We start from the raw sequence: 17363 nt of genomic DNA, 5'->3' as shown, positions 1-17363 counted from the left end.
ATGGAGGGTCCTGTCCAACTCTCCCGCCGTGGCCGCCTGCTGGTGCTGCGGCTGCACCGGCCGGAGGCGCACAACGCCATCGACAGCGCCATGCTGCTGGCCATCGACGCGGCGCTCGATCTGGCGGAGGCCGATCCCGCCATCCGTACCGTCCTGCTGGAAGGCAATGCGGAGGTGTTCTGCACCGGGCTCGACCTCAAGGCCGCGCTCGGCGGCGGTGACGGCCCGATGGACCCGGCGGCGGCCGAACGGGGCGCGCGGCAGTACCTGGCGGTGCTGCGGCGCTTCACCCGCTCCCCCAAGATCATTGCCTGCCGGGTCGCCGGGCGCTGCGAGGCGGGCGGGATAGGCTTCGTCGCCGCCGCCGATTTCGCGGTGGCCGAGCCGGGCGCCAGCTTCCGCCTTTCCGAGGCTCTGATCGGCCTGCTGCCGGCCACGCTGATGCCTTTCCTGATCCGCCGGGTCGGCTTCCGTACCGCCTATCGGCTGACGCTGGCAGCGCCGCTGTTGGGCCCGGCGGAGGCACTGACCGCCGGGCTGGTGGATGCAGCCGGCCCGGCGGCGCCGGAAGCGCTGCGCCACCTGCTGCTGGGCAGCGAGCGGGTGCCGGAACGCACGGTCGGGGCCGCCAAGGCCTATTTCGACGCGCTGGCGCCGATCACGGCCGAGATGGAGGAATGTGCAGTGGGCCGCATCAGCAGCATGCTGGCGGACCCGGAGGCGGCGGCGCGGATCCGCGGCCTGATGGCGCAAGGGGTCTGGCAGGGCGGCCGGGCGATGACACCATGAGCGATGTGGTGCACCTGACCTTCCCGGAGGATGGTGTGGCGGTGGTCGAGCTGGCCGACCGTACCCATTCCAACACCTTCAGCCAGGCGCTGGTGGCCGGGCTGATCGCCAGCTTCGCGACAATTGCCGCATCGCCTGCGCTGCGTGCGGTGGTGGTGCATGGCTATGGCAGCATCTTCTGTCCCGGCGGCACGCGGGACGAATTGCTCGGCATCTTCGAGGGCCGCATCAAATTCGACGACCTGCCGCTCTACCGGCTGTTCCTGGATTGCCCGGTGCCGGTCATCGCCGCCATGCAGGGCCATGCGCTGGGCGGCGGGCTCGCGATGGGGCTCTTCGCCGACATGGTCATCCTTGCCGAGGAGTCGCTCTACAGCGCCAACTTCATGAAATACGGCTTCACGCCGGGCATGGGCGCGACCCTGGTGCTGCCTGCACGGTTCGGCAGCCTGCTGGCGAACGAGATGATGTTCTCCGCCGCCAGCTACCACGGCGGCGAGCTGGCACGGCGCGGCACCGGCTGCCGCGTGCTGAAGCGGGCCGAGGTGATTCCCGCCGCCCGCAAGCTGGCGCGGGAGATTGCCGACAAGCCGGTGGTATCCGTGCGCATGCTGAAGGCGCATCTCGCGGCGCCGCTGCGCGAGGCCCTGCCGCACAGCGTGGCGGCGGAACTGGAGATGCATCGCACCACCTTCGTCCAGCCGGTGGTGCGGCAGCGCATCGAAGCCCTGTTCGGGAGTTGAGGCCATGCCGCTCGACCCGTTGCAGACCACGCCGCGCCGCCTCGCCTGCATCTTCCCCGGCCAGGGCTCGCAGGCCGTGGGGATGGGGCGGGCTGCCTTCGGCCGCTTCCCCGAAGCGGTGGAGGAAGCCTCTGATCATCTGGGCTGGCGGATCGACCGGCTGTGCCTGGAGGACCCGGCCGGCCTCCTCGGTCAGACACGCTATACCCAGCCGGCGTTGTTCCTGACCTGCGCGCTCGAATACCGCGCCTGGTGGGAGGATGGGGAATCGGCGCCGGCGGCGGCGGCGGGCCATTCCCTCGGCGAGTATGCCGCGCTCCATGCCGCGGGCTGCTTCGACCTGATGACCGGGCTGCGCCTGGTCGCCGAGCGGGGGCGCCTGATGGCCGCAGCCCGGGGCGGAAGCATGAGCGCGGTGATCGGCCTGGCGCCGCGGCGGCTGGCCGAGGTGGTGGCGGATTTCCCCGAGATCGATGTCGCCAACTACAATTCCTACGAGCAGGTGGTCATCGCCGGGGAGGTGGCCGCGCTGGACCGCATTGAGGCGCCGCTGCGGGCGGCAGGTGCCCGGGCGGTCATCCGGCTTGATGTCAGCGCGGCCTTCCATTCCCGTGCCATGCGGGCGGCGGCAGAGGCCTTCGGCCGGACCCTGGCGGCGACCCGGCTGGCGCCGCTGGCCTTTCCCGTCATTTCGAACCGCCGCGCCTTTGCCTATCGCGACGACGAGATCGCCGCGGAACTGCAGGCGCAGATCGTCTCGCCCGTGCGGTGGATCGAATCCATCGAATACCTGCTGCGCATGGGGCTGCGCGAGTTCCGGGAGATCGGGCCCGGGCAGACCATGACGCGGCTGATTGCGCAGATCCGCGCCGCTACGGTCTTCGCCAACTAGACCCGCAGCATGGCACTGGATGCCGTCACAGCCCGCGGTGACAGGCTCGGCTCCGCCAGCTTCCGGCGCGAGCATGGTGTCCGCCTGGCCTATGTCGCCGGAGCCATGGCCAAGGGCATTGCCTCGCCGGAACTGGTGGCCCGCATGGCGCGGGCCGGGCTGCTCTCCTGGTACGGGGCGGGGGGGCAGCGGCTGGCCGCCATCCGCTCGGCCGTGCGGCGCATCCGCGCGGCGGTCGGGCCGGCGGCCCCCTGGGGTGTCAATCTGCTGCACCCCATCGGCATGCCGGCGCTGGAGGAGGCAATGGTCGACCTCCTGCTGGAGGAGGGCGTGCGCTCGGTCGAGGCCGCGGCCTATATCGAGGTGACCCCGGCCTTGGTACGCTACCGGCTTTCGGGCCTGCGCTGCGGTGCAGACGGCACGCCTTGCGCGCCGAACAAGGTGCTCGGCAAGGCCTCCCGGCTGGAAGTGGCGGCGCAGTTCATGGGCCCGGCGCCGCCGGCCATCGTGGCCGCGCTGGCGGATGCAGGGCGGATCACGCCGGAGGAAGCCGCGCTGGCTGCCAGGCTGCCGCTGGCCGACGACATCTGTGCCGAGGCCGACAGCGGCGGGCACACCGACCGCCGCGTGGCCCTGGTGCTGCTGCCGGCCATGCAGGCGCTGCGCGACCGGGAGGCCCGCCGGCACGGCTTTGCCCGGCCACCCCGGGTCGGGCTGGCCGGCGGGCTCGGCACCCCGGCGGCCCTGGCGGCGGCCTTCGCGATGGGCGCGGATTTCGTGCTGACCGGCTCCATCAATCAATGCACCGTGGAAGCCAGCACGTCCGACGCGGTCAAGGATCTGCTGGCCCTGGCCGGACCGCAGGACACCGATTTCGCCCCGGCCGGCGACATGTTCGAGATCGGCGCCCGGGTGCAGGTGCTGCGGCGGGGGCTGCTGTTTTCGGCTCGGGCCAATCGGCTGTACGAGATCTGGCGCCGCCATGACAGCCTGGAGGAGGTGCCGGCCGAAACCCTGCGACAGATCGAGCGGCAGTATTTTGGCCGCCCTGTCGCCGAGGTCTGGGCCGAAACCATCGACCACTATGCTGCTGCCGCACCCGATATCCTGGCCGCCGCCGAAGCCAACCCGAAGCAGAAGCTGGCCATGATTCTGCGCTGGTACTGGATCCACGCCAACCGCCTCGCAATGACCGGCGACACGGTCCGTCGCACCGATTGGCAGGTGCATTGCGGGCCGGCCATGGGCGCCTTTAACGAATGGGCGCGTGGCACCAGCTTCGAGGATTGGCGGGCGCGGCATGTCGACCTGATCGGCGATGCGCTCATGGATGCGGCGGCAGGGCTGTTGGCTGCCAGGGAGGGCAGGCAGGGTGGTTGAGGCGGCGCGGCTACGATTCCACGAGGCGCAGGTGGCGGAGGTGGTGCTGGCCAATCCTGGCCGGCTCAATGCCATGGACCCGGTATTCTTCGCTGAACTTGCCGCCATCTTCGCACGCATCGCCGACAGCCGGGTGGTGCGCGCCGTGGTCCTGCGCGCGGAAGGACGCGCCTTCAGCATCGGACTCGACAAGGAGTTGTCGATGAATTTGCTGCCGCCGGCCCGGCCCGGAGAACCGCCGGCCGGCCGCACCACGCTGCTGCACCGAACCATCCGGCGCTTCCAGGCCGCCATGATGACCGTACGGTCCTGCCCCAAGCCGGTCATCGCCGCGGTCAACGGCTTCTGCTTTGGCGGCGGATTGGATCTCGCCTGTGCCGCGGATATCCGGCTCTGCGCCGCCGACGCGCAATTTGCCGTGCATGAAACGCGTATTGCAATGGTGGCGGACCTCGGCACGCTGACCTGGCTGCCGCGCATCATCGGCCGTGGCCCGGCGCGCGAGATGGCCTTCACCGGCGCGCCGGCCGGGGCGGGGCGCGCCCAGGCCATTGGGCTGGTCAATGCAGTCTATCCAGACCGCGAGCAGTTGCTGGCCGGCGCGCTGGACTTGGCGCGGAACATCGCCCGCAACGCGCCCCTGGTCGTCAGCGCGGTCAAGCATTTGATGGACGAGGCCGAACTGGTCGAAGAGGAGCGCGGGCTACGACACGTCGCCTTGTGGAACGCGGGCCATTTCTTCAGCGCCGATCTGGAGGAAGGCCATCGCGCGGCGTTGGAGCGGCGTGAGCCGAAGTGGTCGGAGGATTGATCCTGCAATGCAAGTTCCGGGTCGGGTTTCTCTGACGCTTTCGCTCAAGGCAGATCTGGCGCGTGGGCGTCCGCAGAAGGTCGCCCTCATCGCCTGCGTCCGTCGCCTCTTCAATGTCATTCTCCGGATCAGGACACCGGGGCGTGCCGCCTGACAGTCAAGACGCTCGCTCACGATTGCGCCGACCGTCCGATCGAATGGGAGGTCGCTCCAGACGCTCTCTGACAGGACCGCCGGACACAGCTGCCGTTGGCAGCACCCGTCAGGTCGTCTAGCCTCACCGAGGCAGGGAGGCGCACCGTGGGCTCCGACAACGCTGACCGGTTGCGGGCCTCCGCCTCGGCGACGAGCATACTGGCGAGCGCCTGGAGCACCTCCGGGCCATTGCCGAACCGAGCACCGTGGTCGCCGACGGACTGGCGGAACGGCGGACTTCCCCACGGCCAGCGTATTTGCGGCCCTCGCGGGCAGGGGGGAGCCTCGAAGGCGGTGGTGGTGGTCGAGATCGGCGGCACGACGGGTCGGCCGGGCGGCAGCAACAACCACCCATGTGGCCGCTCGCGGCGAGTTGTTGGGGGGTGGAGAGCGTCGATGCGATCCACGACGATCGGAAGACCAAAGCGCGTCGCCGGAGCCGGAACGGCACTCGCGCGCTGCCGCGGCGCACACGTGAGCCGATGATGAAGGTACTGATCTCCGGTGCAGGAATCGCGGGCCTGTCGCTCGCCCTGCGTCTGCGCCAGCGGGGCCTGTCCCCCATTGTTGTGGAGCGCTCCCCCGCGCTGCGCGACGGCGGCTACATGCTCGGCCTGTCGGACCCCGGCCTTGATGCGGCCGAGCGGATGGGCCTGGACGAACTCCGAGCGGCCCGGCACGTGCCGCGCCGCCTCGTCTATGTCGGCCCAGCGGGGCAGGAGAGGTTCGCCATCGATGGCTTGGCGATCGAACGCCTCGTCGGCGATCGCGAGTTCAACCTCATGCGCGGTGACATCGAACGCGCGCTGTTCGAGCGCGTGCGAGGAGAGGTGGAGGTCCGCTTTGGCGCATCGGTCAATTCCTTGGAGGAGACGCGGGGCGGCATTGTTGTCCGGCTGAGCGACGGCGAGGAAATCAGGTGCAATCTTGTGGTCGGCGCGGACGGCCTGCACTCGCAGGTCCGCGTGCTCCGCTTCGGGCCGGAGGAGCGCCTGGTGCGCCCGCTCGGAGCCCGCGTGGCCGCCTTCCTGCTAGACCGCTCCGGCTTTCCCGACGCGGAACTCGGTACCTCGTACTGGCTGACCGAGGTCGGTCGCGCGGCGGCGCTTGGCGCCGTGGACGAGAAGACGCTGGTCGCGTTCTTCATCTGGCGGACCGAAGGGCGGCCGCGGATCGGCACCATGGAGGAGGAGTTGCACCGCGCCTTCGCCGGCGCGGGTTGGCGCGTCCCGGCCATGCTGGACCTGCTGCCGACGGCGAAAGACGTGTACCTTGACGAGTTGGCCCATGTGGTGATGCCGCGCTGGAGCGAGGGGCGGATCGTGCTGCTTGGCGACGCCGCGTTCGCCGTCTCGTTGTTCGCCGGGAAGGGCGCGACGCTCGCGATGGCCGGTGGCGTCGTGCTCGCCGATGCGCTGGCCGACGGACCGGACGAGATCGATACGGCGCTCGCCGCCTACGAGGCGCGACTTCGCCCGTGGGTGGAGACGGCCCAACGTATGGCGCGCCGGAACATCCATCTGTTCGCGCCTGCGAACCGGTTCCAACTGCTCGCGCGCGAGACCATGCTGCGCCTCGCGGCTCGGCCATTCCTCGTGCCCTTGGTCAGGCGTCTCCTGAACCGCCAGGGCGAGCGGCTATAGAGGTCGGACGGCGCGGAGCGCCGCCGGATTCAGCCGAGCGGCTTGATTCACAGGAACTGGATTTGGGCGCGAAGGACCGCTGACGCAGTCGCGGTCAGGCGGTGGCATTGTCACGAAGGCATGGCGGTGGATGCCGTTGGCGAAGACGCCAGGTTGCCTGGCCGAACATTCTGCTGCAGGAAGCGAGATCTTCACGCTGAACTCGAAGCGGGCCTTGCCCTTGCCGGTGCAGGCCACTTCCGGCGCATGCAACGAGTAGAGCTGCGGCCGGGCAGCTGTACGACGGCCGAATCGCAGGTTGCGGGCGCCATGGCCGCGAGTGGGTAGAAAAAGGAGATGCCGCCGTCCGCATCCAGGATGCGCAGCAACCGTAATGCGGCGCCGGACTTTAAACGGTGAACGGTGTGCCTGAGAAACGGTACCCAGATCTCCGCGCACGGCGCGTAGCAACGGCAACAGAGAATATTTACTTGGCAGGTCGGCCGATCGCTGTATAAAATCTGGCTTGCGAACGAGGTGATGCACCCTGAGCGAAAATCTTCGTTTGCACCGAGCGTTTGCGCAACGCATGGTGACCTTTCGGTTTCTATAAGCTCCCGGCTGCCTGCGCGGCGCCGGCCACGCCTCGGATCCACGGGGCGCAGCGGAGGAAGGGTGATGCGATGCGGGTGAGGATGCCACCTGGCGTGAAGCGGGTCACCGTCATCGGCGGATCAGGCGCTGTCACCATCGCACGGTCTGCCGTGCATCCCAGGCACCTCTCCCTGGCGACCGAGGACATCAAGTTCACCGTCATCGACTCGAAGCGGCGCGTCAGCCGTGGCGTGGTCCAGCTTGAGCTCGGCGAGCTCAAGCCGCAGTCGAAGGCACTGAAGCCGATCGAAAAGCGCATACGCCGCCTCGTGCGGGCTGAGCACAAGGCGCTCGGCCATTACCTGGTGCTGCACGACGCATCCAACCGCAAGCGGCGCAATGGCTGGGTAAAGGATCTCGCGCGGAACGTGAGGCGCGTCATACGCCGCGCGACCTGAGCGCGGCGTTACTGGCGAGGGCGGAGAGATGGCATGAGCGGATCGGAGATCAAGGAGCCCACCAAGGGCATCGTTTGCGTGCTGGATCTGGGGGAGCAATCCCGCAAGCGGATCCGCAGCCTGCGCCGTGGCGAAGGGCGGCTGATGGAGAAGGTTGAGGATGCCGTGGCCGCGCTGAAGGAAGACGGAGTCCTAGATGCGTCCGCCCAGACTGCGGTTATCGTCGTTCGCCAGGAGGCAGGCTCCTTTTTTGATGACGATGACGACGACGATGACGATGACGATGATTGACAGCGATTGGGCCGGCCAGATCCGGCTGCCGCCGCAAGGGGGTTGAGAGCGCCTAGTCGGAGAAGACACGCATCGCCAGCCACATCGCAGCGGGCATCCGCGTGGATGTTGTCCGACCACGCCGACGTGAGCGTGACGTCCTGCAGCCGCTCCTTCCCAGGCGGCCAGAGCGTTCCTTCTCACCCGATATCGAGGATGACATTCCGACGCCGCTGGGCCAAACCGAACCCAGTGCGCCCATCCCGATTGAGCGTGTGCCGCCGGGTAGCCGCTTCCATTTCTTCGGTACTTTCTGGCAGCTTCTGGTCTTCGGCCTGACGCTGCAACGACTGCGCCTGACGCAGAAGCTGGATCCCGCCCGAAAAGCCGTGCTGACACGCGAACTCTTCGAGCGGCTGAGCGGCATCTGGATCAAGGCCGGGCAGCTTCTGTCGCTGCGCACCGACCTGATGTCGGACGAGATGTGCCGCGAACTTGGGAAACTGCAGTACCGGGTAGCTGGCTTCCCGGCCGACGTCGCGCGCCGCGTGGTCGAGGAGCATCTCGGCAGGCCGCTCAGCCAGGTCTTCGCAGATTTCGAGCCGCTGCCCTTCGCTGCGGCCTCCGTATGCCAGGTACATCGCGCCACGCTGCTCCGCAACGGCCGGGCGGTCGTCGTGAAGATACGGCGCCCCGATATCCGTGCAAACTTCGAGAGAGACATGCGCGTGCTGCGCCAAATTTGTGCCCTTATGGGCATGCTCGGCATCGGCGCGCAGTTCCGCATGGCCGAGGGCATCCACGCGCTGGACGATCTGCTCAACGAGGAGACTGACTACCGGTTCGAGGCTGTGAACCTGAAGCGGATGCGCCGCAGCCTGCGGCCGCACGGCATCCATGTGCCTCGCGTGTTCAAGGAGCTATCCGGCGAACGGGTCCTGGTGATGGAGGAAGTGCCAGGCGTCCTGATGTCCCACTACATTGAGATGCGGCGGACCGATCCCTCCCGGCTGCGCCGCTGGCAGCTCGAGAACGGCATCGAGCCGGAGGCGTTGGCGCGGCGCCTGACCGTAAGCGTGCTGAGGCAAATCACGGAAGACAATCTTTTCCACGGCGACCTGCATCCGGGCAATATCATGCTGCTGGCCGACAATGGCATCGCCCTGTTGGATTTTGGCAGCGTAGGGCGGTTGGACGAGCGTACCTTCCAGCTCTACCGACGCAGTCTCGCGGCGATTTCGGCCAGCGATTTCGAACGTGCGGCGGACTACATGCTGCTCCTGCAGCCTGGGCTCGGCGCGCTCGATCCGCGGCCAATATCCCGCGATCTGCGCGACTCCCTGGAGGCCTGGAAGATGAGCACCGAGTTCCCGGGTGCTCGCTATGCGGACCGTTCGGTTGCATCCATGTCGAACCACGTTGCCAAAGTTTTCGCACGGCGGGACATGCCCTTCAGCTGGAGCCTGATGCGGGTGGGCCGCAGCCTGAGCACCCTCGACGCATCCCTGCAGACCCTTGCGCCGAAGGGAGATTTCATGTCCCTCAGCCGTGCCTATTTCCGTGACCGGCAGCGCCGCAGCACCCAGCCCGGGGCGCGGCGCCGGGCGGGCGCGAAGATCCTCTCGGAAATCGGCTGGCTGATGGGCGACATCAACCTTGCCCTCGGCGGGGCGCTGCGTCACCAGAGTCTCAGGGCTCAGGGCATGCTGAACACGGCCGGCCGCCTGAAGCTGGCGGTCCTCTCGGTGTTGCAGCGGGGCGTCATCTCCATCATCGTCCTGACCCTCACGGCAACCGTCTTGGACGAAAGATTGCGTGGGGTGCCGTTGAAGGAGGACAACGGCTTCCTGAGTGGGCTGCATCGTGCAGCACACGTACTGCTCGAATACCTTCCGAACCTGCATATTCTCACCTGGCTCATCATGCTGTCCTGCACCCTGTTCGTCGCCCATGTCCTCCGGGCCGCCCGCTCCGTCCTCTCCAATCGCACTAAGTGAGCAGCGCAACGGTCCGGGTAGTGGTCCTGCGCCTTGCGGAGGACTTGGCGGAGCCGCGCCTGTCGCCCTTGCTGGCACTGCTCGATGCTGTGGAGAGAGCCCGCGCCGCGCGCTTTGTCTTCGCGCGACTGCGGGTGGAGTTCGTCGCCGCGCATGCTCTGGCCCGCATCGCACTCGCCAGGGCAACCGGTGCCTCTGCCGATGCCTTCCGCTTTCGCACGGGTCCGAATGGCAAGCCGGAGGCGTTGCTGGACGGATCCGCGGTGCCCGTCGCGTTCAGCCTCTCGCATACCAGGGGCATGGTTGGCGTCGCGGTGGCGGCGGTTCCGGGCCTGCGCTTGGGCTTCGACCTGGAGGCGGCCGGGCGGATGATCAGCGCGAACCTGGTATCGCAGATCTTCCGGCCGGAGGAGTTACGCTGGCTGGGGAGCCTGCCGCCCGAGGCCCAGGGCCCCGGGATGATGCGTCTCTGGACCTTGACGGAGGCCTTCATCAAGGCAACAGGGCTTGGGCTTTCCGAAGACCTCTCCACCTTCTGGTTTGAGCTGCCGCCCGTCATTCGCTTTGCGCCGAATGCGGCCGAGGTGGGGCAGACATGGAGCTTCGCGCAGCGGCTCGTTATGGACGAAGTGTTCGCCGCCGTCGCGGCATCGCCGGTCCAAGACCTAAAAGTCGCCTGGGAAGAGACGTCACTCGAGGCCTTGCTCGGTCATTAGAATGAGGTGGTCTCCATCTGTCGGACAGATTGACGGCCTAAATAGGCTCGGTCTTGGTTGTCCTCAGGCCGTCAACCTCGCCATCTCGTCTGCCCCATACGCCTCCTCGGGTGTCCGCCCGGAAGGCGCTGTGGGGGCGCCCGGCATTGTAGTAGCCGATCCATTTCGTGAGCCCGGCCCGCGGTTCCGCGCCGGTCTCAAAGGCGTGCAGATAGACGCACTCGTACTTCAGGCTGCGCCACAGCCGCTCGATAAAAATATTGTCCAGCAAAGCGTGGCGAGGTGAACTGGCTGCCCGGGTCGGTATTGAAGATTTCCGCTGCCTGAACCGCGCCAGGGCCTCATCCAAGGCCTCCATGCAGAACTCCATCCAGGGTGTTTGAACCGCCCCGGATTTGCCGGAGGCAGGGAATTTTGAGTCAGACTTGCTCCGTTGAAAGACTCAGGCTGCCTCTGCGAGGAGCATGAGGTTATGGTGGATAAGGACCCGCAGCACGAGCGCTCGGCCCTGGGCGTCATCGCGGCGCGCGGTCAGGCATGAGCCGAGGCGGTGCTTGTGCTGGCTGAAGTCGCTCTCAGCAGGCCAGCGCTGATGGTAAAGGGGTGTGGGAAGTGCCTGCGCGTTACGCGCCTGTGTGTCGTCCCGGCGCGAATAGCGGCTGCCGTATTCCGGCAGGGCCGCCTGCCCGTCTCCGTTGCTTCCTGGGCTACCCACACCGTCGGCTTCGACATCCTCCGCATGATCGAATCATCATTACCGCGAAGCGAGGACACCAAGCGTTAGACTTGTTCCAGTCGCCAATCCTGAGGCCGAACTGGTCTTCACCGCCCTGACCCGGTGCTTCCCGCGCTTGGCGTTACGGGGGATGGAGCGGCTGGAGAGCGTACTGGTGCGCGGACAGGCGCAACTGGTGCTGGAGTGCGAATGATCGCGCGCATTTTGATGCATTCGGAAATAGTCAGGAGACATGGCAAGAAGTCGTCGCACCAGTGTCGTCGAACATGCAATATGGTGGGGTCCATGCGGGGCTCACGGTCGGCCCGACCGAGTCATGATGGTAGGGAACCGGCGGATGCAACTCACTATCGGGGGCTCTGCAGCCCTGCTTCTCCTGTTGGCTATTCCGGCCGTGACCAGGGCAGAGTCGGCCGCAGAGGCCGTGTCGGTCCGTGCCGCCCCGGTCATCCGCGGCACCGTCATCGACACGGAAACGTTTCTCGGCTCCCTGACCGCGCTGCACAACGCAACCGTGGCGGCGCAGACCGCCGGAACCATCACTGAGGTCTTTGTGCGCTCCGGCCAGAAGGTGAAGCAGGGCGATCCGCTGTTCCAGTTCGACACCCGCGCGGCACGGGCCGATGTCGAAATCGCCCAGGCTCGTGTCCGGGTGACTGAAGGAGCGCTGCGCCGCGCCCAGGAATTGATGCGATCCGGTAACACGCCGCAGTCGCGGCTGGACGAGCTGAATGCCGACTACGCCACCGGCCGTGCCCAGCTCAACGCAGCGCAGGTGCGGCTTGACATCCTGACCCTGCGCGCGCCCTTCGACGCCCGCGCCGGGGTGGTGCAGCTTTCGCCCGGCACCTTCGTGCAACTCGGCGATCCCCTGGTGCAGCTGACCGACGACACGCATCTCGTCGTCGATTTCCGCGTGCCGCAGTCGCACCTCCCGCAGCTCCGCCTCGGCGGGCCGGTCAGAATCAGCGGTCAGGCGCTGGGTCGGGATCGTGTCCTGGATGGCCGCGTGACCATCATCAGCCCGCAGGCAGACCGCAATTCGCGTGCCGTGGACGTGCGCGCGGAAGTCGACACCGGCGGTTATCCGATGACCAGCGGCATCGCGGTCAGGGTGGACCTGACCGTGGCGCAACGTGAGGGACAGCCGATCGTCCCGACCGAGGCACTGATGCCGGGGATGGTGACGGATCAGGCCTACAGGATCCAGCAGGGGATCGCGCGCCTGGTGCAGGTGCGAACCGGCACGCGCCGTGACGGCCATGTGGAGGTGCTGTCCGGCCTGGAAGCAGGCGACCTCGTCGTCACCCTCGGCCAATTTCGCCTCCAGGATGGCGCCGCCGTGCGGGTGGTGGCGGACGGCCAGCCCTCCGCCGTGGAGAGGATTTCCTCCCCAGTGACGATGACGCCCATCGCGGCCGAAAGGCGCTGAGATGCGGCTGCGCGACGAATGCATTCGGCGCCCGGTCCTGGCGCTGGTGATCAATCTGGTGCTGCTGCTCGGCGGAGCCTACGCGCTTGCCAAGCTGCCGGTGCGCTACTTGCCTCGCTTCGAGGTTCCGGTGGCGACCATCTCGACCATCTTGCCGGGTGCCAGCCCGGAGATGGTGGAGCGCACCATCACCACGCCGATCGAGCGGTCTGTGCTGAAGGTGGATGGCATCGACCTGATGACATCAGCCAGCATCTCCGGGTTGTCATCCATCCAGCTTGTGTTCCGCGGCGGGGTGGATGCGGCTGCGGCGGCGCAGGAGGTCCGGGCCCGCGTGAACGAGGCGCAGGCGCTGCTGCCGCTGGGCACGCTGGCACCGGTGGTGCAGCAGATCAGCCTGGATAGCCAGCCCACCCTCTATATCGCCGTACGTGACGAGAACCGATCGGCGCTTGAGGTGACGGAGATCATCGAGCAGCAGCTTAGGCCGCTCCTCTCATTGGTGCCGGGCGTGTCCGGGTTGCAAGTGATGGGACAGCGCAGCTATGCGATGCGAGTGGTGCTGGACCGCTTCCGCCTGGGCGCCTATGGGCTGACCGTGGGCGACGTGATCGCCACCCTCGCCTCGCAGAATGTGGACCTTCCCGGCGGCGAGGCCTCTGTGCATGGCCGGCGCGTGACTATCATCGCCCGGACCAGCTTGCAGCACCCTCGCGAGTTCAGCCAGTTGGTTGTGCGCGATGGGCATGCAGCGGTGCGTCTGGAGGACGTGGCGGACGTGCATATCAGTGCGCAATCCGTGGACACCGCCGTGCGGCTGAACGGGCGGGAGGCGCTGGCTGTTGGGCTGCAGCGCCAGGCCGAGGCCAATCCAGTTGATATCTCCCGTGCCGTACTGGAGGTGCTGCCGCGGCTGCGCGCCGCCTTGCCGCCAGGCGTGGAGCTCGATGTCGTTTACGATGACGCTGCCTTCATCGACGCGTCCGTCCACGAGGTGTTGACAACCGTCCTGGTGACGGTCGGGCTGGTAATTGTGGTTGTGGTGCTGTTCCTCGGCTCCCTCCGCTCCTCTCTCATCGCGCTTGTCGCGGTGCCGCTCTCGCTGGGCGGTGGTCTCGCCTTTCTCCTGGTGATGGGCTACAGCCTGAATACCTTCACTCTGCTCGCCTTCGTGCTCGTGATCGGCCTGGTGGTGGACGACGCGATCGTGGAGGTGGAGAACGCCCAGCGCCATGTGGATGCCGGCATGGCGCCGCTGCCCGCCGCCTTCCGCAGCAGCCGCGAGCTGGCCTTCCCGGTGCTCGCCATGACCACGACGTTGGCGGCGGTGTATGCGCCAATCGGCTTGCTGCCAGGTATGGTCGGCACCCTGTTCCGGGAATTCGGCCTCACCCTGGCAGTCACGGTCATCGTTTCCGGCTTTGTCGCCATGACACTTTCGCCGATGCTCTGCGCCCGGGTGCTGCGGCCGCAGCGCGGCGTGGCGCTGGTGCTGGAGCGCGGCTTCGCTGCGCTGGGCCGAGGCTACCGCCGCGTGTTGACGCTGGCGATGCGGGCGCGTTGGCTGGTGCTGGTGCTGACTGTGGCACTGGCTGTCGCCGGCTTCTCGCGCATGGGGCACCTGCCAGCGGAGATGGCGCCAGTGGAGGACCAGGGATACGCGCTGGTGCTATTCTCCGGCCCGCAGGACGCATCGAACGAATATATGCAGGCACGTGCCGCCGACATCGAGCAGGTGCTGGCGGAAGAGGTGCCGGAACGTGCCTCGGTCATGGCGATCCTCGGCATGCCGACGCGGGAACAGGGCGTGTTTTTCATGCTACTGAAGCCCTGGCAGCAGAGGGCGCGCAGCGTTGTACAGATTCAGTCGGCGATTGAGCGCCGGCTGGTAGGCATACCAGGGCTGCGCATCGGCATGATCGACCCGAGCCCGCTCGGCGGCGGCGGGCAATTCCCGGTGCAGTTCATGCTGAAATCCATAATGGACCACCGCGAGCTGGCTGCGGCGGCGAAGCCCCTGCTGGAGGAGATGCGGCGCCATCCAGGCTTAAACTCCGTCGCCACCGACCTGAACCTGGACACGCCGACCTACGCGGTGGAGGTAAACCGCGACCTGGCCGCCGATCTCGGCGTGCCGCTTCGCGTACTGGCAGATACTCTCGGCAAACTCTTCGGCGACCAGGAGGTGAACCGCTTTGCCTGGCAAGGCACGCTCCTTCCGGTGATTTTGGGCCTAGGTATCGATAGGCGGATCGATCCCGCGCTGCTTGAGCAGGTGCAGATCCGGGTCGGTGACGGCAGCGTGGTGCCCTTCGGCGCTCTCGTCAGCGTCTCCCGCGAGGTCTCGGCGGCGTCCTTGCCGCATGTGGATAATTTGCGCGGCTTGACCATCACCGCCGACCTCAGGGAAGGCTACAGCCTGTCCACTGTCGCGGCGGAGATCGATGCAATGGCTGCTCGGCTGCTGCCAGCCATGGTGAGCACGGACTGGAACGGGCAGGTGCGCCAGGTCCGCACCGCAAGTGCCTCTACGGGTCTGGTCTTCGTGCTGGCCGTCGCCTTCATCTATCTGGTGCTGGCAGCCCAGTTCGGGAGCTTCATCGACCCGCTCATTGTCCTCTCGGTCGCGCCGCTATCGATTGCGGGAGCCGTGACGACGCTGTTCTTCGTAGGGGGGAGCCTCAACCTCTACAGCGCGATCGGCCTCATCACGCTGATAGGCCTGGTCACCAAGCACGGCATCCTGATCACGGATTTCGCAAATGAGTTGCGCAGTGAAAAGCCGATGCTCACGAAGCATGAGGCAGTGGTGGACGCGGCCGTGATCCGGCTTCGCCCGGTGCTGATGACAACCGCTGCAATGGTGCTGGGAGCTTTGCCGCTGCTGCTCTCCAGTGGACCTGGGTCCGTCAGCCGGCGCGATATTGGCTGCGTGATCATTGGTGGCCTGCTGTTCGGCACACTGCTCTCGCTGCTGGTCATCCCGGTTGTCTATTCGCTACTGTCGCGGCGGCGGGTGCCGCTGCCGCCCATTCCTTCTGACTTTGAACTAGCAGGCGCCGGTGACACCCTGCCGCCCGCCAGCGGCCTTGACGACGGGCGGGTCGGCCATGAGTCGGGCAAAGTCTTCCGTGCAAGCCAGAACGCCGACCCGGCGGCCTGACCATCCATGGCAGCATCCGTCGAAGCGCCCGGGTCAAGGACACTGGCCCTCGACCGGCGGTGGGACGGCCCTGGGCAGGCGGGCTTGGCGTCCGGGGCATGCGGGGCGTCGGCCTGGTGCGTGGAGCGTTCCATCCCCCGGCCCGGGCGTCATCGCGTCCAACTGCACCTGGAACGGCGAAACCACATGTGATGGGATGGACGGTCCCCGCTTCCACGTACCGACTGTGCCAAGCTGGCCGGCGGTGCATCGAAGCTAGGAGGCGGCCAACATGCAGGTGGTGACGATCGGCCTGGACATTGCCAAGCACATGTTCCAGATCCACGGCGCGGACGCGACGGGCAAGCCCGTGCTGCGCCAGCGTGTTCGGCGTGGTCAGGTGCTGGATACCTTTCGGGCGCTTGGACCATGCATCGTTGGCATTGAGGCGTGCGCGACGGCGCACCACTGGGCGCGCGAACTCCAGGCGCTTGGCCACGAGGTGCGGCTCGTGCCACCGAGCTACGTGAAGGCTTATGTGAAGCGCAACAAGAATGACGCAGCTGATGCCGCGGCAATTTGCGAGGCGGTGATGCGGCCGACCATGGGGTTCGTGCCAGTGAAGGCACGCGAGCAGCAGGCAGTCCTGATGCTCCATCGTGCGCGGAGCCTTGTCATCGCCCAGCGCCGCGCGCTCGGTAACGCGATCCGCGCCCACCTCGCCGAGTTCGGTGTCGTCGGCGCACAGGGTCGCGCCGGCCTGCGGCGGTTGCTCGAACAAGCGCTGAACGCAGCTCCGGCCGATCTCCCGGACTTGGCCCGCGACGTCATCCATGAACTCGGTTTGCAGCTTGCAGAAGCAGAGGCGCGCGAAGCTGCGATCGAGGCCAGGATCCTCGCCTGGCATCGGGCCAATGAGATGAGCCGGCGGCTGGCCACGATCCCAGGCATCGGGCCGATCACAGCATCCGCCATAGCAGCGACTGCACCCGACCCGGCTCAGTTCGCATCTGGCCGGCACTTCGCGGCCTGGATCGGCTTGGTGCCGAGGCAGCACTCGAGCGGTGGCAAGGAGCGGCTCGGGCCCATCAGCAAGCGGGGGGATGGCTACCTGCGCCGGCTGCTGGTGACCGGCGCACAGGCGGTGCTGCGCTGGATGCGGGCGCGGCCGGCAAACCGAACGCCCTGGCTGGCGGACATGCTGGCGCGGCGGCCGTGGAACGTCGTCGCCACCGCGCTGGCGAACAAGACGGCAAGGATCGCCTGGGTGGTGATGGCCCGCGGTGAGACCTACCGGAAGGGCTCAGCGGTGCCGGCCTGATCGGCCGCACTGCGGAGACGGCGAGCTTGCGGGTGTGATCGAGGAGGATGGCGAAGACGGTCGACGCGACCAGGGTCGGACCAGCCCGGTACGCCCACCGCTCCTCCCGAGAGCGGACGTTTGTATGGGACCCGATCCGCGGAACCTATCCAGGCCCGCCGCCGCAGGGTGGCATCGAGAGGCCGAAGACATGACCGCAAGCGCGCCGCTGAGTCAGCCGACGAAATCATGCTTGCAGGGCGGGGACCGTCCAGACATGGGCCTA

At 67.3% G+C, this 17363-nt stretch carries 13 protein-coding genes and 1 pseudogene; 13 read left to right on the top strand and 1 reads right to left on the bottom strand.

Annotated elements, in window-relative coordinates:
- From H7965_RS17855 to H7965_RS17810, 10 genes are all read left to right on the top strand, one after another.
- Positions 1–789 carry an enoyl-CoA hydratase-related protein gene (locus H7965_RS17855; protein WP_186771948.1) on the top strand — a complete coding sequence of 263 codons (789 nt, stop codon included), beginning with the start codon at positions 1–3 and terminating at the stop codon, positions 787–789.
- Positions 786–1532 carry a polyketide synthase gene (locus tag H7965_RS17850; protein WP_186771947.1) on the top strand — a complete coding sequence of 249 codons (747 nt, stop codon included), beginning with the start codon at positions 786–788 and terminating at the stop codon, positions 1530–1532. Before H7965_RS17855 ends, H7965_RS17850 begins: the two co-directional genes overlap by 4 nt.
- A 4-nt stretch (positions 1533–1536) precedes the next feature.
- Positions 1537–2424, top strand: coding sequence for an ACP S-malonyltransferase (gene fabD / locus H7965_RS17845; RefSeq protein WP_186771946.1), 888 nt, complete (start codon positions 1537–1539; stop codon positions 2422–2424).
- A 9-nt stretch (positions 2425–2433) separates the two neighbouring features.
- Entirely contained in the window at positions 2434–3804 is a 1371-nt protein-coding gene (locus tag H7965_RS17840) for a PfaD family polyunsaturated fatty acid/polyketide biosynthesis protein (protein WP_186771945.1), read from the top strand.
- Positions 3743–4615: an enoyl-CoA hydratase-related protein gene (locus tag H7965_RS17835; protein WP_315898699.1), complete on the top strand. Its 873-nt coding sequence runs from the start codon at positions 3743–3745 to the stop codon at positions 4613–4615. Before H7965_RS17840 ends, H7965_RS17835 begins: the two co-directional genes overlap by 62 nt.
- A gap of 680 nt (positions 4616–5295) precedes the next feature.
- Positions 5296–6453 carry an FAD-dependent monooxygenase gene (locus H7965_RS17830; RefSeq protein ID WP_186771943.1) on the top strand — a complete coding sequence of 386 codons (1158 nt, stop codon included), beginning with the start codon at positions 5296–5298 and terminating at the stop codon, positions 6451–6453.
- A 686-nt stretch (positions 6454–7139) separates the two neighbouring features.
- Positions 7140–7484, top strand: a complete 345-nt coding sequence (locus H7965_RS17825; RefSeq protein WP_186771942.1) for a DUF6312 domain-containing protein — start codon at positions 7140–7142, stop codon at positions 7482–7484.
- A gap of 33 nt (positions 7485–7517) precedes the next feature.
- The gene (locus H7965_RS17820; protein ID WP_186771941.1) at positions 7518–7775 is read left to right on the top strand and encodes a DUF6200 domain-containing protein; all 258 of its coding nucleotides are present in this window, start codon (positions 7518–7520) and stop codon (positions 7773–7775) included.
- A 101-nt stretch (positions 7776–7876) separates the two neighbouring features.
- The gene (locus H7965_RS17815) at positions 7877–9751 is read left to right on the top strand and encodes an ABC1 kinase family protein (protein ID WP_186771940.1); all 1875 of its coding nucleotides are present in this window, start codon (positions 7877–7879) and stop codon (positions 9749–9751) included.
- Positions 9752–9819: 68 nt separating this feature from the next.
- Positions 9820–10467 carry a 4'-phosphopantetheinyl transferase family protein gene (locus H7965_RS17810; protein ID WP_186771939.1) on the top strand — a complete coding sequence of 216 codons (648 nt, stop codon included), beginning with the start codon at positions 9820–9822 and terminating at the stop codon, positions 10465–10467.
- A gap of 63 nt (positions 10468–10530) precedes the next feature.
- Here H7965_RS17810 and H7965_RS17805 read toward each other — a convergent pair.
- Positions 10531–10834, bottom strand: a pseudogene (locus tag H7965_RS17805) (integrase core domain-containing protein); the annotation flags it as partial.
- Between the two features lie 706 nt (positions 10835–11540).
- On the opposite strand from H7965_RS17805, the gene H7965_RS17800 reads away from it, so the two are divergent.
- The 3 genes from H7965_RS17800 (at position 11541) to H7965_RS17790 (ending at position 17098) form a co-directional block, all read left to right on the top strand.
- Complete coding sequence (locus H7965_RS17800; RefSeq protein WP_186771938.1) at positions 11541–12635, top strand: efflux RND transporter periplasmic adaptor subunit; 1095 nt, start codon at positions 11541–11543, stop codon at positions 12633–12635.
- Between the two features lies 1 nt (position 12636).
- Positions 12637–15798 (top strand): efflux RND transporter permease subunit, encoded by a 3162-nt coding sequence (locus H7965_RS17795; protein WP_186771937.1) that lies wholly within the window; start codon positions 12637–12639, stop codon positions 15796–15798.
- 271 nt (positions 15799–16069) lie between these two features.
- The gene (locus H7965_RS17790; protein ID WP_186771936.1) at positions 16070–17098 is read left to right on the top strand and encodes an IS110 family RNA-guided transposase; all 1029 of its coding nucleotides are present in this window, start codon (positions 16070–16072) and stop codon (positions 17096–17098) included.
- Positions 17099–17363: the final 265 nt, after the last annotated feature.

It is taken from the genome of Siccirubricoccus deserti, from assembly GCF_014283215.1.
Taxonomy (GTDB): Bacteria; Pseudomonadota; Alphaproteobacteria; order Acetobacterales; family Acetobacteraceae; genus Siccirubricoccus; species Siccirubricoccus deserti.
Note: the sequence above shows the minus strand (reverse complement) of the source record. Positions and strands in the feature narration are given on the sequence as shown.